Genomic DNA, 20,057 nt, shown 5'->3' with positions numbered 1-20,057 from the left:
GGCAACATGGCGGCATCGAAAGACAAGGCAGCAACGCGTAACGAACGGATTCTTGCAATCGACGTCGGCGGCACTGGACTGAAAGCGGCGATCATCGACGCAAACGGTCAGATGCAAACCGAGCGCTTGCGCGTGGCGACGCCGCATCCGTGCACGCCGCAGCAACTCGTCGATGCGTTGGCAAAACTCGTCGAGCCATTGATCGCGAAGGCGCCGGCGCAGTTGATGTCGATCGGCTTTCCCGGCGTGGTCCGCAACAACCGCATTCTGACCGCGCCGCATTTCGGCGTGGAAGGATGGCGCGACTTTGCGCTTGCCGATCTGCTCGCGCAAAAACTGGGCGGCTTGCCCGCGCGCATGATCAACGACGCCGAAATGCAGGGCTTCGCCGCGATAGAAGGCAAGGGCATCGAATTCGTGTTGACGCTCGGCACCGGCGCGGGAACCGCGCTCTTTCGCGACGGCGAGTTGATGCCTCATCTCGAACTCGCGCATCATCCGGTCAGCAAGAAAGGCGTGGCTTACGACGAGTACATCGGCGACGCAGCACGCGAAAAAGCCGGGAATAAACGCTGGAATAAGCGTGTTCACAAAGTGATCGGCATTCTCGAATCGCTCGTGAATTACGACAAGCTATGGATTGGCGGCGGCAACGCGGCGCGGCTGACATTCGATTTGCCCGCGAACGTTGCAACCGTTTCGAACGATGCGGGTATTGAAGGCGGCGCGCGCTTATGGCATCCGCGGTCGGTGCGCGAAACGCGGCAATTGCCCGAAGCGAATGCACGCACGGGGAAGTTCAAATAGATCTCAACTGGCGCGAATCGCCGGGAGCAAACAACAATGATTCGAAGGGCTTACGTTGGCGCTGCGCGTCGCATGATTTCTTTGAGCGTCGGCGCGATGCTGACGTTCGCCGTTGCTCACGCCTATGCGGCCGAGGCTTTCACGTTGAGTTCGCCCGGTTTGGCCGATGGCGGCACACTCGAATCGACGCATGCGGCCAGCGCGAATAACTGCGGCGGCGGCAACGTGTCGCCCGCGCTGCAATGGCGCAACGTGCCGGCAGGCACAAAGAGTTATGCAGTGACGATCTTCGATCCCGATGGCGCCAAAGGTCTCGGCATCGTGCATTGGGTGCTATACGGCATTGCGTCTTCCGTGACCGCGCTTGGCGAGGGAGCCGCGCCGCCGCCTGGAAGCGTCGCCGGAACGAACCGCACCGGTGGCCCAGGCTATTACGGCCCGTGTCCGCCGGTCGGCGAGGTGCCGCATCACTATGTCGTGCAGATCTACGCGCTCGATCTCGGGCCTGATGCATTGCCGGCCGGTCTGACGAGAGACGCGCTGCTTGCCGCCATGAAGGACCATGTGATTGCGGCCACCAGCACGGTGCTCAGATACGGGCGATGATCGCAGCGCGCGTGTTGCGGCTCGCGATCACTCGCCATACTGACTGCAACGTTTAACGCGCCGCATCGCCCCAACGATATTCGACGCTCGCTTCGTCGAGTTGCTTCTTGATGTCGCCGTCGAGCACGAGTTCGGAGGCGGCGAGCGTGTCGCTCAGTTGCTCGGCGCGGCTCGCACCGATAATCGCAGACGTGATGAGTGGATTCGCCAGAACCCACGCGAGCGAAACGCGCGTGAGCGATTCGCCGGTCGGCTCGACAATGCTCTTAAGCCGCTCGATCGTTTCGAATTCGCGGTGATGCCAGTAGCGCTCCTGATACATCGCGCCCGCCTTGCCGACGCTTTCGGTGAAGCGGCCCGACGCAGGCGCTGCATCGAGCTTGTGCTTGCCGGTCAGCAAGCCGCCCGCGAGCGGGTTGTATGGCATCACGGCGAGTTCCTCTTCGGCGGCGAGCGGCAGCAGTTCGCGTTCGATCTGGCGGAACAGCAGGTTATAACGCGGCTGCACGGAGACGAAGCGCGCGACGCGCAGCACGTCCGCGCGGCCGAGTGCGCGCGCGAGCCGATACGCGAGAAAGTTCGACACGCCGATGTAGCGCGCCTTGCCCGAACGCACGATCACGTCCAGCGCTTCGAGCGTTTCGTCGAGCGGCGTGTTGGCGTCGTCGGAATGCAGTTGATACAGGTCCACGTAGTCGGTGCCGAGACGCTTTAGAGAGGCGTCGATGGCATCGAGCAGATGCTTGCGCGACGCGCCCTGATCCCACGCGGAAGGGCCCATTTTGCCGACTGCCTTGGTGGCCAGGATGAAGCGATCGCGCTTGCCCTTCAGCCAGCGCCCGACGATTTCTTCGGTGCGTCCCGCGTTGTCCTCGCCGCCGCCGAGCGGATAAACGTTGGCGGTGTCGATGAAGTTCACGCCGGCATCGGCGGCTGTGTCGAGAATGCGGCGCGAAGCGTCTTCCTCGGTTTGCAGGCCGAACGTCATGGTGCCGAGACACAGGCGGGAAACAGTCAGCCCTGTGCGGCCGAATTTGCGGTATTGCATGCTCAACTCCGAATGGGACCAAACGATTGCGATGGAGAACACTGCGAGAAACGAGCAAAGAGGATAAACGCAAAACGAGAGTCGCGTTCGCGAGCGCTCGGCGTGCATTCAAATCGTAAGCATGCGTGGTTGCGTGCGTGCGAATGGCCGCTCACGCTAGAATCGTTGCAGTTGATTCATCCCCGCGATGACACGCGCCATGACCACCATCGGAGCACAACAATGAAAACGTCGCGCCGCCATTTTCTATTGATGAGCGTGAGCGCCGGCTCTTCGCTCGTGATGTCACGCGTGGGATTCGCCGCGAGCGCAAACGCAAATGTACTCAGCGAGACCGACCCGCAAGCGCAAGCGCTCGGCTATAAGGAAGACGCGTCGAAGGTCGACAAGGCGAAGTATCCGCAATACGCAGCAGACCAGAAGTGCAGCACATGTTCGCTGTTTCAGGGCAAGGCTGCGGATGCCTACGGCGGCTGTACGTTGTTCGGCGATAAGCAGGTCGCCGCGCCAGGATGGTGCAGTTCGTATACGAACATGTGACGCGTGCGGGCCGATATTCGTCGGATCAGCTTGGGATCAGCTTCACATCAACGCATCTGTCGGCACGCGCGTTCGTGAATGGTCATGTCAGCTCGTGCGGTGTCAGTTCTTATCCGCCATTCATTCTGCTTCAGTTTCCGCCGACGCGCGTGGCGAGCGCCTCATGTGAAACTCTCTCTCATCTTCGCTCACGACTTCGAAGCCGAGCCGTTCGTAAAGACGCCGCGCCGGATTGCCCTTGAGCACCTTCAGCGTGACGGGCAAGGTCTCGGCGTCGGCGTCGCGCAGCACCGTTTGCAGCGCCCGTTCGCCGATGCCGCACCCTTGCAGTGCCGGCGCGATCTGCAATTGAACGACTCGCCATTCGGTATCGGAACGATGCGCCTTGAGCAAACCGGCAGGCGTGCCGTCGACGCAAATCACGCGCGCCGCGTCGTAACGATGCAGCAAACGAGCGCGATGCTCGGCGTCGTCCGCGGGTTCGCCGACGCGCGCGAGATGCTCGGTCATCGTCGCCTTGCGCAACTCGAAGAGGAACGTTTCGTCGTCGGCGGAAGCGGGGCGCAGGGTTATCGCAGGTTGGTGGTCGGACATGTCGTCGGGAGTCGGCGCGCGGGGCGTTAGTAAGAATGGGCGCGAATTGTCATGCTGCCTGCGCGTTTTTACCATGCATCGGCGTGTGAACGTGCTCGCTTGCGCAGTTGATCGACGTGTATCGCGGCTCACGCGACTGTCGACAACACGATGCACCACCGCGGCTTTACCCGCGACGCATCAAGCGCCGCCGATGCTTCGCCGTTCGCAGACCGCGCTACGTTTGCACTTTATGGTGCTCGACGGAAACCGGACGCGGCGCGTTCGACACAGATTGGCATGTGCCTTGCTTTTGCCCTTACCCGCGGATTGATACGCGCGCAGGTCGAGACCTCGCGGCGCGACACGCCGAAACGCCGACAGACGGCGCCACCTGGCATACGACGAACAATGCTGAACCCGAGAACCGAAGTTCTGACGCGCGCAATCGAGGGCGACGTGACGACGCTCGTCTTCTATCCCGACACGGGCTGCCTGCGTTTCCGCGATTCGCGTGGTGTGACGTCCCACGAATTGCGGCCGCCGCATTCCTGGTTCGCGATTGCGTCCGCGTCGCGCGGAGTGCGCGGCGGGACACACGCGATGTCCGAAGGTTTGAGTACGCTATTGCATGACTTCTGTGTGAAACGCTCGCGGTGGATGAGCGCGACGCCACGTATGCCCGAGCTGACGAACGCGCGTGCAGTTTCGCCTGCGCTTCGGTTGGGGCACGCTGACATGCACGCGTTTTCACGTTCGCTTACGATTGAGGTAGCGGCGGCGCAGTAGCGGATTCATCAGCCGAAAGACCGATGCGGGCTTGCGTGTCTATTCAGTTTTGTTCGGCGTCGCTCGTTGAATACGACGGGCGGCATAAGCAACTTTGCGAGGTGGGCCATGGAGATTATCGAGCTTGAACCAAGCGTCTCCCCAGACGGGCGCGCGGTGATTTTCCAGCTTTCGGCGCGAGGACGGGAACTCGAATGCGCCGTCACGCGTGAAGCACTGGAGCAGTATTTCTGGCTGCAACGCGGCGCCGCGGAAGACCGCATGCTGAAAACTTTCGCCGATGGCCGCAAGCGCATCACCGCTGTGGCCGAAAGAAAGATGCTGGCGCGTCCGGGCGAAAAAGTCCTGCTGACGATCAGCGACTTTGCCGCGCGCTGATGTCGATTGATCGTTGCGCATGCAGCGTCTACGTGATGCTGCGTGCGCATTCGTTGTGCTGTGTCCGCTTGCGCTGAGTTGCTCTGATTCGCGCCGAGTTGCTCTGACTTGCGCGCGGCGGTGTCCGTTCGCGTCGTTCCCCGCAGTGCTCTTCCACATGCGTCCCCGATTGTTACGTCCATTCGTCAAACAGGCGTGGCAATGCCCTTCCTTTTGCCCAATTGCTCGAGCGCTCGCTCGCATAAACTGTTTTTCATGGAGCGACAAATCACCGAGCCCATCGACGCGGTCTTCCCCCGCGTTGTTTTGAACCGTACCGTTGATGGCAGTTTGCCGTGGCAGTCGACACGGCAGGGCAGTAAAGCAGTAGGAAGTAGAAGCAAATGGCGCAGTGGCAGGTGAAGTAGCAGATCGTTTTTTTCAAGTTGCAGTTTGCAGTTTTTGCAGCACCGGTAATAGCTTGAGCAGCAATAACACAAGCAGTTGACGTCGCAACAAAAGTCTTCGCAGTAGCGGTAAAGCAGGCAGCAAACGTTTTGCTTTTCGCAGTAGCAGCACAAGCAGCAACAGCTTGGTTAGTTTCGATGGTTAAAGGTCGGCGAGCATCCACGCGCAAGCACGACTTCCATCCTGTCCGGCCCTGTTCTCTCGCGGGAACAGGGTTTTTTTTTTGTACTTGCGGCGCACGACCGGGAATTTCGCCGTTTAAGCCGGTCTTAATAAAGGCTTGCCATCATGCTTACACAGACTCACATTAGAGGCTGTCGAGCCGCCGGCGCATCGGCGGCATTCGTCGCCGGAAAATCGTACCGATGTGGCGACGAAGCCGAGAGTTAGCGAAGGAGGTTGAATCTATGTCCCGTAAAGCGCGAGTCCGCAAACACAATGTGCCGGCCATGTCGCCGCTATTGCGTGCGCTCACTCACAGCCGCAGCGCACACGAGCCCGTTACCGCCGCGATGATCCTGCAGTGCTATGCGTCGCTCGACGCGTTCCAGCACGGCCACGGTTCGCGCGACCTACACATGATGTTGAGCCGGCATTTATTGGTGTCGCAGGAACTGGCGCGCCTCGGCCTCGGCGAAGACACGCTCGACGATATTCAGAGCGGGCATGCGGCGATGGTTCACCTCGACGAGCGCGAGCAGCGAACCGGCGCATGGAAGTTGAATGACGACGAATACGCGCGACTCTGCACGGCGCTGGCGATTCTCGATGCGCAACTTTCGGTGGCGTCGTTGAGCGAGATCGCGAACGCGCAGGCGCGCATGATCGAAGGCTTGATGCGGTCCGCGCGGACGAGAGCGATCGCGGAAGCGGTGCTTTAAGTCGGTAAGTTGAAGACGATAGAACGCCCCACGTGGGGCGTTTTTTTTGCGTCTGCTTTGCGTCTGTTGATCGTTGTGCTGCGTCACATTGAAGTGCTCAATCTTCTTCCGACTGCCGCTTAGTTTGAAGCAGACGTTAGCGCGTTCGCAACCGCTTCAAATCGGCGCAACGCCACGCGCGTGGCGAAACTCAATTCGCTTGCCGTCCATCTATTACGAGTCTTCGTAAAACTCAACCGCCGACGGCCGATTACCCATCGAGGCAGGTTTACCGGAACGATGCGCGCTTGTTAGACTGGCTTTCCGCGCTCGCATGAGCGTCCATTTGTGTCATACGACTGCCGGGCTGACGGTCCGCAGCGTCATTCATTGGAGACGCCATGTCTTATATGCTGCTGATCGTCGAACCCCCCGAACAACGCGCGCAACGCGGCGAGGCCAAGGGCCGCGAAGTCTACGACGAGATGGTGCGCTTCGGCGCGGATCTCAAGGAGCGCGGCAAACTGCTGGCGGCCGAAGCGCTCACATCCTCCAGCGACGCCGTGCGCGTGCAGGTGCGCGGCGGCCAGCCGAAACTGGTCGACGGACCGTTCGCCGAAGCGAAGGAAATGATCGGCGGCTTCTACCTGCTCAATTGCGAATCGCGCGAAGAAGCCGTGGCGATTGCGCAAGCCTGTCCGGCGGCGACGTGGTGCACCGTCGAGGTACGCAAGCTCGGCCCGTGCTTCATGTAAGCGAGCGACGGCTTTTGACTCGGGGTTTTCCCCAGGCGACGCATCATAGCTGTCGAATCGTTCGTGCATTGCTCGTCGTGTGAGTAAGAGCGGCCAAGGCGCCGCACGCTCTCTACAACATCACGACAAAAGGAGTAACCGCGATGCGATTCATGATCCTGGTGAAGGCAACCGCCGCAAGCGAAGCCGGCGAAATGCCCGAAGCGTCCCTCATGGCCGCGATGGGCGCGTATCACGAAGAACTCGCGAAGGCCGGCGTGCTGCTCGACGCCACCGGCTTGCAGCCGACTTCGAAAGGGTGGCGCATTCGCTACAGCGGCGGCCAGCGTTCGGTGATCGACGGTCCGTTTGCCGATACCAAAGAGGTGATTGCCGGCTACACGCTGATCCAGGTGCGTTCGCGCGAGGAAGCGATGGAATGGGCGCGGCGTTTTCCCGCGCCGTTCGGCGAAAACGCCGATGGCGAAATCGAAGTGCGGCAACTCTTCGAACTCGAGGACTTCGAGCCGGGTCCGGAGCTCGACCGTTTCCGCGAACTTGAAGCGGGCCGCCGCTAAATTGCCGCTGAGCGCCGCGAACCGATTATTGGATTCCATCATGCACAAGCAAATTTTCGTGAACCTCGCCGTCGGTAATCTCGAACGGTCGAAGGCATTTTTCAGCGCGCTCGGTTTCGGCTTCGATCCGCAATTCACCAACGATCAGGCCGCATGTTTGATCCTCGGTGAAAACCTTTACGCGATGCTGCTCGTGAAAGACCTCTTCAAGTCGTTCACGCGTAAATCGCTTTGCGATCCGAAAGAAAGTACGGAAACACTCGTCGGCCTGTCGTGCGAAAGCCGGGGCGAAGTCGACGCGCTGGTCGCCAAAGCAGTCGAAGCGGGCGGCAGCGTGCCGCGCGCGCCGCAGGACTACGGCTTCATGTACGGCCACGGATTTGAGGACATCGACGGACATATCTGGGAGCTGATCTACATGGACCCGAACGCCAAGGCGGCGGGCTGAGCCTGTGACGAAACTGGCCACTCATCGTGCCATCGAGGCCGTCTGGCGGATCGAGTCCGCCAAGGTCATCGCCCACGTCGCGCGGATGGTGCGCGACGTCGGGCTCGCCGAAGAACTGGCGCAGGACGCGCTCGTGTCCGCGCTCGAACATTGGCCGGACGCGGGCGTGCCCGACAATCCCGGAGCGTGGCTGATGGCGACTGCAAAAAATCGCGCGCTCGACCGCTTGCGGCAGGAAGCGCTGCACGCGCGCAAGCGCCAGGAACTGGGCCACGACATGGACGCGCTCGAGGCGCATCTGGTGCCCGATTTCGTCGATGCGCTGGATGCGGCGCGTGCCGACGACATCGGCGACGACTTGCTGCGGCTCGTGTTCACCGCGTGTCATCCGGTGTTGTCGACGGACGCGCGCGTCGCACTCACACTGCGCCTGCTCGGCGGTCTGACGACGGACGAAATCGCGCGCGCGTTTCTCGTGCCCGAGCCGACCATCGCGCAACGGATCGTGCGGGCGAAGCGCACGCTGTCGGCGGCGAAAGTGCCGTTCGAGGTGCCGCAGGCCGACGCGCGCGCGCCGAGGCTCGCGTCGGTGCTGCAAGTGATCTATCTGATTTTCAACGAAGGTTATTCGGCCACGGCCGGCGACGACTGGATGCGCCCGGCGCTCAGCGAAGAAGCGCTGCGACTCGGGCGCGTGCTGAGCGGTCTCGTGCCCGATGAAAGCGAAGTGCATGGCCTTGTGGCGCTCATGGAGATTCAGGCGTCGCGCATGCATGCGCGAACCGATGCGCAGGGCCGCCCGGTTCTGTTGCTGGACCAGGATCGCAGCCGTTGGGACCCGCTGCTGATTCGTCGCGGATTGGCTGCGCTCAACACGGCGCATGCGCTTGGCGGCGCGAGCGGGCCGTATGCGCTGCAAGCCGCGCTGGCCGCGTGTCACGCACGCGCGCATCGCGCGGAAGAAACCGACTGGGCGCAGATCGTCGCGCTATATGACGCGCTTGCGCAGGTGGCGCCTTCGCCGGTCGTCGAATTGAATCGCGCGGTCGCGGTGGGCATGGCGTTCGGGCCGGCGGCCGGGCTCGATATAGTCGATGCACTTGCCGCCGATGCCACGCTCGCGAACTATCACTGGCTGCCGAGTGTGCGCGGCGATCTGCTCGCGAAACTCGGCCGCCTGGACGAAGCGCGCGCGGAGTTCGAACGCGCCGCGGCGATGACGCGCAATGTGCGAGAGCGTGAGTTGCTGCTGGAGCGCGCCCGCTCGGCGATGCAGTAGGGCGCCGTAGTTTGTGCGCATAAACTGGGGTGGACGCGGCGCGGCGTCATGCGGCGAGGTCCGCGAACATACGCCCCCACAAACCCCCTACCGTATCAACTGCCGCACGCCCAACGCGATAATCACGCCGCCGCACACGCGATCAACCCACGCCTTGCTGCGCCGATACGCCGATGCAATTCGCGCATGCGACAACGTCAGGGCGACAAAGCCATACCAGCTGCTTGCCACGACGAACACCATGCCGAGCATCGCGAGGAACGTGCCGACGCTCTCGTGCGGCGGCGCCGCCGACGAAAACACCGCGGCAAAAAACGCGACCGACTTCGGATTGGCGATATTGGTCGCGAAGCCTTGCGCGAACGCCTGACGAAGGCTGCCGCCAGGCGCTTGCGCGATCTGTTGCGAGTTGCCCGCCGAGGCTTTGAAGATCAACCGTCCGCCGAACCAGATCAGATAAGCCGCGCCGGCCATCTTCACGGCAAACGCCAGCCACGGAAACGCCGCAAACACGATACCGACGCCGAGAATCGCGCAGCTTGCCCAGAACAGATTGACGAGGACGATGCCCGCCACGACCGCGAGCGCTTCGGTGCGCGTGGTCGAGGCTGCCTTATGCGCGACGGCCACGAAGTTCGGTCCTGGAATCACGACGCCGGCCACATACACGGATAACACGCCGAGAACGGCTGAACTATCGATCACACGAAGCTCCCGTCAAGCCGAGAAAAATGCGAGCGCGCCAGTGGCGACACCCACGGCTGCCACCACGAAAGACAGATTGCGCAGCCACTTCTTGCGTGTCAGCAACGTGATTGCGCACAGCGTGATGGCCACCTGAATCAGCGTAGTAGCTTGCGCCCAGCGATGGTGACCGTGCAGCAGCACTTCGCTCTTCGCGTTGTTATCGAGGACTTCTTTTTCGATCTCTTCGGCTTTGGCGCGGATCGGTTCTTTCTGCTGCTTATATTTGTCGACGTCCGCGAGAAACTTTGCGTGTTCGTCCGACTGACCCGCGGACAGCGCCGCGCCCAACTCCGCGAGGTTCTGCTTTTCGCCCTTCGCCTGGTAGTAATTCCATTGATTCGATGCTTCGGTCTTTTTGATCGCGGCTTCGTTTTTGTAGTACAGCGCGAGGTTTTCGCTGTTCCCGCTTTGATAGGCGCACAGCGCGCCGATCGTCGCGAGGACTGCCGTGATCACGGCCATGCGGCTCCCGAAAGAGTCCGCGTCGTGGTGACCGGCGTGCTGCACCGCATGGTCGTGCGGACCATGCACTTCATACTCTTCAGGCATCAGATTCTCCGAGGCAAACTGTCTTGTCGTGCCGGGCGTCGCGCGGGCCCGGCGGCCTCAATCTTAGCGTGTGATGGGGCGTGGCTGGAAAAGCGCGCGTTTTGCGGTATGGGTGCGCGCGTTTGGATTCAGGCGCGATGACCCATCCATAGCAACAGCAGCGAGAGCGTCACGACGGAGCCTACCGTCGACAACAGAATGGTGCGCGATGTGATGTGCGCCTCGCGTTCATAGAACTCGGCCAGCATGAACGGGCCGGTGCCGGTGGGCAGCGCGGCGAGCACGACCGCCATTTCGACGAGCGCGGGTGAGAGGCGAAAGACGCGCGCCGCGAGCCACCATGTGAGCGCCGGTTGCACGATCAGCTTGACGAGCGTGAGCAGCCACGCAATGCCGCGCGTGCCCGATTCGGAAGGACGCTTTTCCGCGAGAAACAAGCCGAGGCTCACCAGCGCGCACGGACTGGCCGCGCCGCTCAACAGCTTGAGAAAGGTCTCCGCGCTCGGCGGCAACGGCACATGAAGACTGGCGAAAAGCGCGCCGGCAATCGGCGACACGATCAGCGGATTGCGCGCCAGCGAGCCCAGCACTTTCAGGCCGAGTTTGTGCGGCGTGCGCTCCGTCTGCAAGCCGACTTCGATCAGCACGATGGCGCCCGCAAACAGTACGCACGCGACTAGGATCGTCGCGATGGTGGTGGGCGTTAGGCTCGCCTGGCCGAACGCGATCATGCCGAGCGGAAAGCCGATATAGCCCGTGTTCGGATACGAGGCGGCGATCGCATCGACACTCGCGTCCGCGAGATGCCGTCCGTTCAGCAGGCGCATCACGAGTATCAGCGCGAAGATGCCCGCGCATGCAACGGAAAACGTGACGACGAACGCCGGCTGATACAACTGCTCCCACGTGGCGCGCGCCATCGTGTCGAAGAGCAGCGCCGGCAACGCCAGCCAGACCACGAAGCGATTCAGTTCCGATGCCGAGTTCGGTCCGAGCACGCCGCGACGGCGGCACGCAAAGCCCGCGAATATGAGGCCGAAGACTGGAAGCAGAATCTCGAGAGTGGCTAACATCGGTGTGGAACACGCGGGCAATAAACGCGGATAGAAGGGCGAGCCGTCAGCGTAGTGATTTGCGTTGATACAATCAAATACCGTTTTTTGCCTTCGACGATACCTTTTATGCATCGTTGGAAAAGGGGGATACCAACGTGATCGACATCAAGCCGCTGCGCTATTTTGTGATGCTTGCCGAGACGCGCCATTTTGGGCGTGCGGCGGCGCGCCTGAACTTGTCGCAGCCTCCGTTGAGCCGGCAACTCGCGGCGCTGGAAGCGAGCCTCGGCGTGACGCTCATTGAGCGCAGCCCGCGCAGCGTCACGCTGACCGCCGCGGGCGAGCGTTTCTACGCCGATGCGAAGGCGATCCTCGCGTCGGTCGAGCAGGCGGTGAGCAATGCGCAGGCAGCGGCGTCCGGCGAAGCGGGCAAGCTCGCCATCGGCTTCACGATGTGCGCGGCCTATAACGTGGTGCCCGGTTATGCGCGCGCATTCGGCGCGGCGTATCCCGAAGTCGCTTTGAGTCTGCGCGAGGTCGTCTCGAACGATCTCGCCGCGCAGGTGGTGGCCGGGCATATCGACGCGGCCATCATGTTTCCGCATGTGCCGGGCAAGGGACTCGCGACGCGCACGATTCTGCGCGAGCCGTTGTGCGTGGCGCTATCGCGTGGTCATCCGCGAGCCCGCGCGCGGCGGCTCAGGATCGCGCAACTGGCCGGCGAACCGTTCGTGCTGGCATCCGAGGAAGTGGCGCCCACGTTGCGCGCGACGATCCTCGAGCATTGCCGCTCGGGTGACTTCGAGCCCGACATCCGCTTCGAAGTGCAATTGCAGCAGACGGTGCTGAGTCTCGTCGATGAAGGCGTGGGTGTCGCACTCGTGCCGGCTTCAATGCGCAAGGCGCAGCTTGCGGGCGTGGTGTTCAAGCCGCTCGTGGATGCGCCTTTGGTCGAGCAGGTGCTGGCGTGGTCGCCGGCGAATCGTAATCCTTGTTTGGGGCGGTTTTTGGAGTTGGCGTGAGCCGCGGGCGGCAACTAACCGCCGCGATAATTTGGCGACGCGAGGAATCTGCGATGATGCAAGCGCAACGTCTTTGAGCGTCAACGTTCAACTTCTCAATCTTCAAGCTCACTCGCCGAGCCGCCGCTCAGTCAAATGCCCACGCCTCCTTCCACCCTCACCACCCCCCACCTCACCCTCCGCCCACACACGCGCGACGACTTCCTCGACAGCTTCTCTATGTGGTCCGATCCCGAGGTCGTCCGGTACATCGGCGGCAAGCCTTTTGCGCGTGAGGAAGTGTGGGCGCGTCTGCTGCGCTATGCCGGTCACTGGGCGCTGCTCGATTACGGCTATTGGGTAGTCCGCGAAACGGACACCGGGCGCTTTGTCGGCGAAGTGGGTTTCGCCGATTTTCAGCGCGAGATCGAGCCGTCATTGGCGGGCACGCCGGAAATGGGCTGGGCTTTGAGTCCGGCGATGCACGGCAAAGGCTACGCGACGCAAGCCGTGCGCGCCGCGTTGGAATGGGCCGATCAAAAATGGCCGGGCGCTGCAACCGCATGCATCGTCGCGCCGGAGAATGAAGCGTCGCTGCGAGTCGCGCACAAGGCCGGCTATCGCGAGCAGCTTCGCACGACGTATAAAGGTCAGCCGACCATCATGTTCAAGCGCGAGCCAGGCGCGGCGATGTAAAAGCAAAGCCGGCGCGAAAGCCGGCTCAAAAATTCATCGTTCGAACTGATATCAGCGGGACTCAATCAGACGCCGCTCTTCCCCGCGCAATCAAATCCGCCAGCCTTTCCACTTGCCCGCCTTCGGCATCGAAATTGGCATCACTCAGCCAACGCGTATAACTCGGCCGCAACACCGGCCATTCGCTGTCGATAATCGAAAACCACGCCGTATCGCGATTGCGCTGACGATAAACAATCGCCTGACGGAAGATGCCTTCGAACGTGAAGCCGTAACGCAGCGCCGCCGCGCGCGACGGTCCGTTCAACGAATCGCACTTCCATTCGAAGCGCCGATAGCCGAGCTCGTCGAACACATATTGCATCAGCAGAAACATGGCCTCGGTCGCGATGCGCGTTCGCTTCAGACGCGGCGAATAAACGACGTGTCCCACTTCGATCACGCCATTGGCCGGGTCGATGCGCATCAGCGCGAAGGTGCCGACCGCCTTGCCGCTCGCGCTGTCGATCACCGCGTAGTGCAGCGGATCAGCCGATGCGGCGAGCCGCGCCAAATGTTCGCGATACGCCTCTGCACTCTCGAACGGGCCGACGCCGAGATAGGTCCAGTCGCGGCCATCGTCGGCCGAATCGTAGGCTTCGAACAGATCCGCCGCATGGGCGTCGACGTCGACCGCTTCGATCCGGCAATAGCGGCCCGCCAACTGCGCGCGCCCTGGCGGCTTTGCGCCGCGCCACTGGGGCAGCGGCGCGCCGATCGGCTGGTCGAAGGCGTTACGTTGCGGTTCCATGTGTGCACTCCTCGCGTCGTGGTTGTCGTTGATCGTCGAAATCATGGAAGAACGATACGGCAATCGTGGTATGTTAAAAAGATCCAGCTCAATCGAATTCGATAGGTCCAGCCGTCATGATCGAGATTATTGGTCCGCTTGCTCATACGGCCGCGAACCGTGGCAACAGCGACCGCAGCGCCACTGGCAACCCCGCCGGGAAAACCGCGCCGCTGCAAAAGCAGCTAATCGAGCGCCTGCAGCAGGCCATTCTCGGCGGACGCCTGCCGCCCGGATCGCTGCTGCCGTCGTCGCGGCTGTTGGCGGCGGAAATGGGCGTGTCGCGCAACACCGTCGTCATCGCGTATGAGCACCTCGCCGCGGTCGGCTATGTGGTCGCCGACAAAAAGGGCACGCGCGTGACCGCGCTGTCGAGCCGCGCGGCGCGCGCCGAGCCGCCCGCGCGACCCGCCGCGCCGAAAGTGGCCTACGCGGCTCGCGTCGGCGAATTCAAGGCGACGCGCACCTACATGGATGGCGCGTTGCCGCTGACGCCCGGCACGCCCGCTTTGGACCGCTTTCCGCTAGCCGCATGGCGGCGCGCACTCGAACGTTCGATGGAGCGCGCGTTGCCGCTCGCGCTCGGCTACGGCACGCCGGCCGGCGAGCCGGCATTGCGCGACGCGATTGCCGCGCATTTGCGGATGGCGCGCGGCGTGCGCTGCGAGGACTCGCAGGTGATCATCACCGAGGGCGCGCAGGAGGCGCTGAACCTGTGTGTGCGGCTTTTCACCAATCCCGGCGACGTCGCGTGGATCGAGGACCCCGGCTATCGCGGCGCGAAGGCCGCGTTCAGACAGGGCGACGTGCGCGTTCAGCCGATTCCCGTCGACGAAGAAGGCATGTGCGTGCCGCCCGGCGCGTGGGCCGCGCATCCGCCGAAGCTGATTTACACGTCGCCCGCGCACCAGTATCCGACGGGCGCGGTGTTGTCCGTGGCGCGGCGGCTCGAGCTGATTGCCGAGGCGCGGCGCTGCGGCGCGTGGGTGATCGAGGACGATTACGACGGCGAATTCCGCTACTCCGGCGAGCCGATCGCAAGCATGCAAGGGCTCGTGGACGACGCGCCGGTTCTCTACGTCGGCTCGTTCAGCAAGACGATGTTTCCGGCGCTGCGCATCGGCTTCGTGGTGTTGCCGCCCGCCATCGCCGCGCATGCCGAAGTCGCGCTGTACGAGATGCTGCGCGGCGGGCATCGTCTGGAACAGCTTGCGCTCGCGCATTTCATGGAAGGCGGTGAATTCGGGCGGCACCTTGGGCGCATGCGGCGGCTTTATCGCGAGCGGCAGCAGGCATTGCGCGAAGCGCTTACAGAGCACTTCGCCGCATCTGAAATTCTGGGCGGCGACTGCGGGATGCATTTGACGCTGCGCTTGCCGGCCGGCATCGACGACGACACGCTGACCGAACGCGCGTTCGCCAGAGGCCTGGCCCCGCGGCCGCTGTCCAGCTTCGCGCTGGAGCAGCGAGCGGGCACCAACGGCCTCGTGATCGGCTACGGCAACACCGCCGCGGAGCAGCTCACGCCGGCCGTCCGCGTGCTCGCGGAACTGGCTGCGGGCATCGAAAAACCGCGTCGGCGGCGCGCGTAAGTTTTTGGGTTTGTCCGCGCGGCCCATGTCGCGCTATCGTGTCGTTTATGCGCGGCGACACCGGACACGCGATGTCGACCGATCGCCCGCATCATGTTCCGCGCGCCGTCTGGTGCGCGTCGCCGGATGGCTGTGCAGTCCGGGCATGAAGCTTCCCTTTGGTGTGTTTTCTATGACGATTTATCCGAGTGGAGATGACATGAAGGAAATCGAACCGACCCCGTGGTTTGAACTGGCCGCTCACTCGCCCGCGCGCGACGGCTGGTACGAGGTGCAACTGACGAGCGGGGACACGGCCTTTGCGAAATTCGGCGAGGGCGAGTGGACCGACAAGCCGGACGACGCGTTCACGCACTGGCGCGGGCTGTCCGCCGATCCATCGCAGGCGGCTGACGGCAAGGCGCAAGCCGACGCCGAGGCCACCGCCGACGGCGCCGAAGCCGCACCCGCAGCCGAGGCCAAAGGCGCCGATGAGCCCATCGACGCCGAGGCCACTGCGGCGAACGGCGTGCGAGCCGCATGGAACGCGTTTTTCCCCGGCCTCGGGGAAGAGCAGCATAAGCCGGTGGACGCCGTCCCCAATGGCAAAGCGCCGCATTGACGCATGAAGGGCGGCGGCTTGCTGGCTGCCGCCCTGACAAAACCAGACCTTCGGGCAGAAACCAAGTATGCAAGCTACCCGGGAACCCGTGGCATTGCCGCGGGCCACGCAGTTACTCAATCATGGACCTGTGACGATCATCACCAGCGCGCATGGCGGGCGCTCGAACGTGATGGCGGCTTCGTGGGCCATGCCGCTTGACTTCGACCCGCCGAAGGTGATTGTGGTGGTCGACAGCCGCACGCTCACGCGTCAATTGATCGAAGCGAGCGGCGTGTTCGGGCTGCAATTGCCGAGCCGCAAGTTCGCCGCGCAGACGCTGGCCGTGGGCACGAACGCGGGGCTCGAAGTCGACAAGTTCTCAGCCTTTGAACTCGGAACTTTCGCCGCCGAAAAAATCGATGTGCCGATGCTGGCCGGTTGCATCGCGTGGATGGAGTGCAAGGTGATTCCCGACGACAGCCAGCGTCACGATCTGATTATCGGCGAAGTGGTGGCGGCGTACGCGGACAGCCGCGTGTACTCGAACAACCGCTGGCATTTCGGCGACGACCCCGAGCTTCGCACCTGCCATTACGTCGCGGGCGGGACGTTTTTTGCCACGGGCGAAGCGTTCGACGTGTCGCCTGCGGCAAATGCCTTGAGCGCTTCGCCGGCGAGCCGGTAGCGAACCCATTCGCTTTGCGCGCTCGCGCCGATGGATTCATAGAAACCGATGGCGGGCGCATTCCAGTCGAGCACGCTCCATTCGAAGCGGCCGCAGCCGGTCTCGCATGGGATGGCCGCGAGGTGGCGCAGCATCAGTTTGCCCGCGCCGCTGCCGCGCGCTTTCGGCGACACGTACAGGTCTTCGAGATACAGGCCTTTCTTGCCGAGCCACGTCGAGTAAGAAAAGAAGTAGACGCAAAAGCCGATGGGCTCGCCGTTCATTTCGCAGATGAGCGCGGTTGCTGTCGATGCGTCGGAGAACAGGCTTGCTTCAATGTCTGCGACGGTGGCGACGACTTCATGCTCGGCCTTTTCGTACACCGCGAGTTCGGTGATGAAGTGGAGGATGAGCGGGGCGTCGGAGGTGGTGGCGGGGCGGAGGTGGGTGGTCAAGGGGGGATAGGTGATCTGTGGAGTTAAGGAGTAGAGTTTAGCGTTCGCTCTCGCATCATGCCGTAGCGGCCATTCAACGAAAAATAACGAGCGCACGCTGCCGTTTTCCCGAGTTGATGCCAAGAATATCGGGACGCTCTGCTGACGGCTGCAGATCGGAAGAGCGTCAGACATTAGACGATTGATATACGAACCAAGATGGCCGCTTCAGTTCAGACCGGCTCACGGTTGAGATCGCGCCGCAAAGTTGCCGACCGAAACGTGAGCCAGCGCTCAAGTATGGAGCATTCGGGCCGTCAAATAGATGGTGTCAAGCTTTTCTTGGCAAAGACACTCGCTTCGCGTCCGTATGCAGTTGGGTTAAGGCCGCGAGCTTTTCCGTACGACCAATTTTAAAGTACTAAATGAATTCTCGATTGCTTGAGGTCGTTTCCTTATTGTGGCGCAATGGCAGGGCACGTGGTGCACTGTTCATTATCATTGCATTGCTCGTACTGCACTATTTTCCGGCGAACGGTGGGAAGATGCTCGGAGCCGGACTGGTCTTATTCCTCGCGGTTGGGTTGTACCGAGAATGGAAAGAATATTTAAGGCCGGTTCGCACGCTATATGTGATCCATGGCATTCGCGCCCGGCGGTTCGTGAAGAGGTTGGCACGCATTCCACCCGATGTCCCGTTCCTTTATGGCATTGCGCTCATGCTCTCGTTGGCCGGGACGGTACTGGGTGCGTTCATGAAGCCGACCGAGTCAGCAATGTCATTCATGATCGCTACGGAGTGGATTATCGGGCTGGGGGCTTTTAGACACGGCTTGGTTGCAATTAGAACCATAGCCAAGCTAACTTGGAGCGGTACACTGGGAAAGTTGCTCTATGCGAGTCTTTTTTCCGTCGCCTTATGGCTCGGACGGAGCGACGCAGCGGCGGCAGTTCGGCAGCTGACCCATGCGGATGCGAAGTACTTTCCAATCTTTGTTGGTGTGATGTCAGGACCATACAGCATCTTTCGAATGCTCCAGTTCGGTAGCGCGTTAATATCGGTCTGTGCGGTGCTATTGTTGTTCGCGTCGTGGCCGAGAATTATTGGAAGAATGTTGCGTACGGGCCTCTCCCGCCAACGTCTATCGCAAGGTAACGACGAGCACCGCCGTCGGAATGTCCTACCCGATGCAATTTCACTTTTGACCCCGGTCGGATTGCTGTTGGTTGCCTCGCAGTTGTTGGAACTGCCGCAGCTAGGAATCGCCGCTCTACAGAAATTCAGTGCTCCCGCGCTCGTCCTGGCGCGGACCGAATATGTAGATGATCGTGCGTGCAAAAACATTCCCACTGGTGTCCTGACGCAACATCTCGGGGATAAGCAGGTCTCTGTTTTAACTATTGAGAACGGGACACCGGTCTTTTCGCAGTCCGCTTGCGATCAGCCGTCGTAGTCTTATTTGTCTCTCACGAGACGTCGACAGCGGAAACTTATAGGCCAAATTTGCCTCGCCGGTTATTTGGTGCTGCGACGGTTCGACCGCTGTCTGGCGTGCACGACGTTTTTCCTTACATCGGCTCTCCCGTCGGCTAATCTGTCAAGAGCGGCGCCTATTTTATCCGCCCCAGTTTTAAGCGTATTTTGTCCAGAGGCAGAAGCATCAACAGGAAGCTCAAAACAAATATCCCGAAGATAAACATAAGCGAATGGCGCTGACTCCTCAGTGTATCTAGGTAACTGTCCGCTCCTGGTTTAAACACGTCCCATAGCCCATTACCCGCCATCCCAAACAATAGCCTAAGCAGCAAGAAGCGAAAAATATAAGAACGAGGTCGAATGCCAGAAAATCTGGGTTTCAAGGCGTCAGATCATGCTCATCGCCGCCCACTGAGAGAGCGTGTGAAATTTCCGTGCACTTCAGAACAGTTCCAGCCTCCGCCGCCAGACTATCCCACAAGCGCGGACTACACGAGCGAGTGACCTTTCCTAATAATCCGAACCCTGCTCGCCTTGTTCGGTTCCCCAATGAGAGCGTTCCATTCATTTGCTCGGCAATGTCCTGGCCTGCCTCCCTTATAATCATCCAGTCGCTGGGAAACACTCAGCGGCCAGGTTTGACAGCCTGCGGCATAAACCGCACACCCGCTCACGCGGGTCGTGCGTCTACCTCTGCACGTCTATATTTCAATGGGCGGGCCTTGGTAGGGGAGCCGCAAGGCTCGCCGGTTTGTTTATGTCCCGGTCTGTCAACCCTACTTCGCGCCCGCTCACCCACGCTAAACCGAGTGCCCGGGCGACCTACCGAAACACAGGGAGATCGCACCATGACCAAAAAGTCACTCAAGCTTCAACCCACGACGCCCACCCGTCCCCCCGTCGACGCCCTTCAGTACGAAAAGCTCGCCCTGTCAGCTTTCGACCTCTGCGACCGGAGCCTGACACAATTGGACACACTGATCACACTCGCGTCGTCGATACATAGGAATCCTGCGCTCACGCGCGACGAGCGTCAGCGTCGCCAGAAGCTGATCGAATTGCTGGTGGACACGGCAGAGCAATATCAGCAGGAACTCGAATGCGACCGCGAGCTTTTTCAGGTCATCGCGTTGGATGCAAAGGGCGTCCCGCACAGCCGCATCACCGCGCGCCATGCGGCGAATCTGCTGGCGGAGGCAGCGCAGAAAGGCGGCGCGTCGCAGGAGGCTACGGCAAACGGAAAACGCGGCAAAACGTCGTTCGCGAAAAACGCCGCTGCATTGGGAGTGGACTCGACGCCGCAGCCGCCCGCCGCGCCTCACTGAGTCACAAAGACAAAGGCA

The 20,057-nt window shown here is 61.7% G+C and carries 23 protein-coding genes; 16 read left to right on the top strand and 7 right to left on the bottom strand.

Features of this window, described 5'->3' with window-relative positions; genetic code table 11:
- Window positions 1-6 precede the first annotated feature (6 nt).
- Window positions 7-807, top strand: coding sequence for an ROK family protein (locus ABIE53_RS22315; protein ID WP_006047351.1), 801 nt, complete (start codon window positions 7-9; stop codon window positions 805-807).
- Window positions 808-879: 72 nt separating this feature from the next.
- Complete coding sequence (locus ABIE53_RS22310; RefSeq protein ID WP_374710217.1) at window positions 880-1,413, top strand: YbhB/YbcL family Raf kinase inhibitor-like protein; 534 nt, start codon at window positions 880-882, stop codon at window positions 1,411-1,413.
- A gap of 52 nt (window positions 1,414-1,465) precedes the next feature.
- Here ABIE53_RS22310 and ABIE53_RS22305 read toward each other — a convergent pair whose 3' ends face one another.
- Window positions 1,466-2,461 carry an aldo/keto reductase gene (locus tag ABIE53_RS22305; RefSeq protein ID WP_107707079.1) on the bottom strand — a complete coding sequence of 332 codons (996 nt, stop codon included), beginning with the start codon at window positions 2,459-2,461 and terminating at the stop codon, window positions 1,466-1,468.
- A gap of 222 nt (window positions 2,462-2,683) precedes the next feature.
- On the opposite strand from ABIE53_RS22305, the gene ABIE53_RS22300 reads away from it, so the two are divergent.
- A complete protein-coding gene (locus ABIE53_RS22300) occupies window positions 2,684-3,001 on the top strand; it encodes a high-potential iron-sulfur protein (RefSeq protein ID WP_192699560.1) in 318 nt (105 codons plus the stop codon).
- 120 nt (window positions 3,002-3,121) lie between these two features.
- Here the strand turns inward: ABIE53_RS22300 and ABIE53_RS22295 are convergent, their stop codons facing one another.
- Window positions 3,122-3,595, bottom strand: coding sequence for a GNAT family N-acetyltransferase (locus ABIE53_RS22295; RefSeq protein ID WP_192699561.1), 474 nt, complete (start codon window positions 3,593-3,595; stop codon window positions 3,122-3,124).
- 876 nt (window positions 3,596-4,471) lie between these two features.
- On the opposite strand from ABIE53_RS22295, the gene ABIE53_RS22290 reads away from it, so the two are divergent.
- The 6 genes from ABIE53_RS22290 to ABIE53_RS22265 all read left to right on the top strand — a co-directional run bounded on the left by ABIE53_RS22290 (window position 4,472) and on the right by ABIE53_RS22265 (window position 9,087).
- Window positions 4,472-4,741, top strand: a complete 270-nt coding sequence (locus ABIE53_RS22290) for a DUF1488 family protein (RefSeq protein ID WP_006047345.1) — start codon at window positions 4,472-4,474, stop codon at window positions 4,739-4,741.
- Window positions 4,742-5,595: 854 nt separating this feature from the next.
- Window positions 5,596-6,069, top strand: coding sequence for a hypothetical protein (locus ABIE53_RS22285; RefSeq protein WP_192699562.1), 474 nt, complete (start codon window positions 5,596-5,598; stop codon window positions 6,067-6,069).
- Between the two features lie 380 nt (window positions 6,070-6,449).
- Entirely contained in the window at window positions 6,450-6,803 is a 354-nt protein-coding gene (locus ABIE53_RS22280) for a YciI family protein (protein WP_006047342.1), read from the top strand.
- Window positions 6,804-6,946: 143 nt separating this feature from the next.
- Window positions 6,947-7,360 carry a YciI family protein gene (locus ABIE53_RS22275; RefSeq protein ID WP_192699563.1) on the top strand — a complete coding sequence of 138 codons (414 nt, stop codon included), beginning with the start codon at window positions 6,947-6,949 and terminating at the stop codon, window positions 7,358-7,360.
- A gap of 40 nt (window positions 7,361-7,400) precedes the next feature.
- Complete coding sequence (locus ABIE53_RS22270; protein ID WP_006047340.1) at window positions 7,401-7,808, top strand: VOC family protein; 408 nt, start codon at window positions 7,401-7,403, stop codon at window positions 7,806-7,808.
- A 4-nt stretch (window positions 7,809-7,812) separates the two neighbouring features.
- Window positions 7,813-9,087 carry an RNA polymerase sigma factor gene (locus ABIE53_RS22265; RefSeq protein ID WP_053859809.1) on the top strand — a complete coding sequence of 425 codons (1,275 nt, stop codon included), beginning with the start codon at window positions 7,813-7,815 and terminating at the stop codon, window positions 9,085-9,087.
- Between the two features lie 87 nt (window positions 9,088-9,174).
- On the opposite strand, the gene ABIE53_RS22260 is transcribed toward ABIE53_RS22265, so the two are convergent.
- The 3 genes from ABIE53_RS22260 to ABIE53_RS22250 form a co-directional block, all read right to left on the bottom strand.
- Complete coding sequence (locus ABIE53_RS22260; RefSeq protein ID WP_029967175.1) at window positions 9,175-9,792, bottom strand: LysE family translocator; 618 nt, start codon at window positions 9,790-9,792, stop codon at window positions 9,175-9,177.
- Window positions 9,793-9,804: 12 nt separating this feature from the next.
- A complete protein-coding gene (locus tag ABIE53_RS22255) occupies window positions 9,805-10,383 on the bottom strand; it encodes a DUF4337 domain-containing protein (RefSeq protein ID WP_192699564.1) in 579 nt (192 codons plus the stop codon).
- 128 nt (window positions 10,384-10,511) lie between these two features.
- Complete coding sequence (locus ABIE53_RS22250) at window positions 10,512-11,456, bottom strand: AEC family transporter (protein WP_192699565.1); 945 nt, start codon at window positions 11,454-11,456, stop codon at window positions 10,512-10,514.
- 137 nt (window positions 11,457-11,593) lie between these two features.
- Here ABIE53_RS22250 and ABIE53_RS22245 point away from each other — a divergent pair, with 137 nt between their 5' ends.
- Window positions 11,594-12,460, top strand: coding sequence for a LysR family transcriptional regulator (locus tag ABIE53_RS22245; RefSeq protein WP_114157820.1), 867 nt, complete (start codon window positions 11,594-11,596; stop codon window positions 12,458-12,460).
- A 135-nt stretch (window positions 12,461-12,595) separates the two neighbouring features.
- Window positions 12,596-13,135 (top strand): GNAT family N-acetyltransferase, encoded by a 540-nt coding sequence (locus ABIE53_RS22240; protein ID WP_053859813.1) that lies wholly within the window; start codon window positions 12,596-12,598, stop codon window positions 13,133-13,135.
- Window positions 13,136-13,196: 61 nt separating this feature from the next.
- Here ABIE53_RS22240 and ABIE53_RS22235 read toward each other — a convergent pair whose 3' ends face one another.
- Entirely contained in the window at window positions 13,197-13,925 is a 729-nt protein-coding gene (locus tag ABIE53_RS22235) for a GNAT family N-acetyltransferase (protein ID WP_192699566.1), read from the bottom strand.
- A gap of 116 nt (window positions 13,926-14,041) precedes the next feature.
- Here ABIE53_RS22235 and pdxR point away from each other — a divergent pair, with 116 nt between their 5' ends.
- The 3 genes from pdxR to ABIE53_RS22220 all read left to right on the top strand — a co-directional run bounded on the left by pdxR (window position 14,042) and on the right by ABIE53_RS22220 (window position 16,824).
- The gene (gene pdxR, locus ABIE53_RS22230; RefSeq protein WP_192699567.1) at window positions 14,042-15,556 is read left to right on the top strand and encodes a MocR-like pyridoxine biosynthesis transcription factor PdxR; all 1,515 of its coding nucleotides are present in this window, start codon (window positions 14,042-14,044) and stop codon (window positions 15,554-15,556) included.
- A gap of 199 nt (window positions 15,557-15,755) precedes the next feature.
- A complete protein-coding gene (locus ABIE53_RS22225; RefSeq protein ID WP_006047331.1) occupies window positions 15,756-16,157 on the top strand; it encodes a hypothetical protein in 402 nt (133 codons plus the stop codon).
- 67 nt (window positions 16,158-16,224) lie between these two features.
- Window positions 16,225-16,824, top strand: a complete 600-nt coding sequence (locus ABIE53_RS22220; protein WP_029967167.1) for a flavin reductase family protein — start codon at window positions 16,225-16,227, stop codon at window positions 16,822-16,824.
- On the opposite strand, the gene ABIE53_RS22215 is transcribed toward ABIE53_RS22220, so the two are convergent.
- A complete protein-coding gene (locus ABIE53_RS22215) occupies window positions 16,731-17,258 on the bottom strand; it encodes a GNAT family N-acetyltransferase (protein WP_192699901.1) in 528 nt (175 codons plus the stop codon). The genes ABIE53_RS22220 and ABIE53_RS22215 overlap by 94 nt on opposite strands.
- A 404-nt stretch (window positions 17,259-17,662) precedes the next feature.
- Here ABIE53_RS22215 and ABIE53_RS22210 point away from each other — a divergent pair, with 404 nt between their 5' ends.
- A complete protein-coding gene (locus tag ABIE53_RS22210) occupies window positions 17,663-18,691 on the top strand; it encodes a hypothetical protein (protein WP_029967162.1) in 1,029 nt (342 codons plus the stop codon).
- Between the two features lie 871 nt (window positions 18,692-19,562).
- Window positions 19,563-20,039 (top strand): hypothetical protein, encoded by a 477-nt coding sequence (locus ABIE53_RS22205; RefSeq protein WP_192699568.1) that lies wholly within the window; start codon window positions 19,563-19,565, stop codon window positions 20,037-20,039.
- Window positions 20,040-20,057: the final 18 nt, after the last annotated feature.

This window comes from Paraburkholderia sp. OAS925 (assembly GCF_040543975.1).
GTDB classification, from domain to species: Bacteria; Pseudomonadota; Gammaproteobacteria; order Burkholderiales; family Burkholderiaceae; genus Paraburkholderia; species Paraburkholderia graminis.
This window is presented reverse-complemented; position numbering and strand designations above follow the sequence as displayed.

Bases quoted from the DNA above. Each gene is read 5' to 3' on its own strand.
- ABIE53_RS22305 (WP_107707079.1), bottom strand. From the start codon at position 2,461: ATGCAATACCGCAAATTCGGCCGCACAGGGCTGACTGTTTCCCGCCTG.
- ABIE53_RS22240 (WP_053859813.1), top strand. From the start codon at position 12,596: ATGCCCACGCCTCCTTCCACCCTCACCACCCCCCACCTCACCCTCCGC.
- ABIE53_RS22225 (WP_006047331.1), top strand. From the start codon at position 15,756: ATGAAGGAAATCGAACCGACCCCGTGGTTTGAACTGGCCGCTCACTCG.
- ABIE53_RS22250 (WP_192699565.1), bottom strand. From the start codon at position 11,456: ATGTTAGCCACTCTCGAGATTCTGCTTCCAGTCTTCGGCCTCATATTC.
- ABIE53_RS22210 (WP_029967162.1), top strand. From the start codon at position 17,663: ATGAATTCTCGATTGCTTGAGGTCGTTTCCTTATTGTGGCGCAATGGC.
- ABIE53_RS22310 (WP_374710217.1), top strand. From the start codon at position 880: ATGATTTCTTTGAGCGTCGGCGCGATGCTGACGTTCGCCGTTGCTCAC.
- ABIE53_RS22220 (WP_029967167.1), top strand. From the start codon at position 16,225: ATGCAAGCTACCCGGGAACCCGTGGCATTGCCGCGGGCCACGCAGTTA.
- ABIE53_RS22255 (WP_192699564.1), bottom strand. From the start codon at position 10,383: ATGCCTGAAGAGTATGAAGTGCATGGTCCGCACGACCATGCGGTGCAG.
- ABIE53_RS22295 (WP_192699561.1), bottom strand. From the start codon at position 3,595: ATGTCCGACCACCAACCTGCGATAACCCTGCGCCCCGCTTCCGCCGAC.
- ABIE53_RS22205 (WP_192699568.1), top strand. From the start codon at position 19,563: ATGACCAAAAAGTCACTCAAGCTTCAACCCACGACGCCCACCCGTCCC.
- ABIE53_RS22270 (WP_006047340.1), top strand. From the start codon at position 7,401: ATGCACAAGCAAATTTTCGTGAACCTCGCCGTCGGTAATCTCGAACGG.
- ABIE53_RS22285 (WP_192699562.1), top strand. From the start codon at position 5,596: ATGTCCCGTAAAGCGCGAGTCCGCAAACACAATGTGCCGGCCATGTCG.
- ABIE53_RS22275 (WP_192699563.1), top strand. From the start codon at position 6,947: ATGCGATTCATGATCCTGGTGAAGGCAACCGCCGCAAGCGAAGCCGGC.
- ABIE53_RS22290 (WP_006047345.1), top strand. From the start codon at position 4,472: ATGGAGATTATCGAGCTTGAACCAAGCGTCTCCCCAGACGGGCGCGCG.
- ABIE53_RS22235 (WP_192699566.1), bottom strand. From the start codon at position 13,925: ATGGAACCGCAACGTAACGCCTTCGACCAGCCGATCGGCGCGCCGCTG.
- ABIE53_RS22315 (WP_006047351.1), top strand. From the start codon at position 7: ATGGCGGCATCGAAAGACAAGGCAGCAACGCGTAACGAACGGATTCTT.
- pdxR (WP_192699567.1), top strand. From the start codon at position 14,042: ATGATCGAGATTATTGGTCCGCTTGCTCATACGGCCGCGAACCGTGGC.
- ABIE53_RS22300 (WP_192699560.1), top strand. From the start codon at position 2,684: ATGAAAACGTCGCGCCGCCATTTTCTATTGATGAGCGTGAGCGCCGGC.
- ABIE53_RS22280 (WP_006047342.1), top strand. From the start codon at position 6,450: ATGTCTTATATGCTGCTGATCGTCGAACCCCCCGAACAACGCGCGCAA.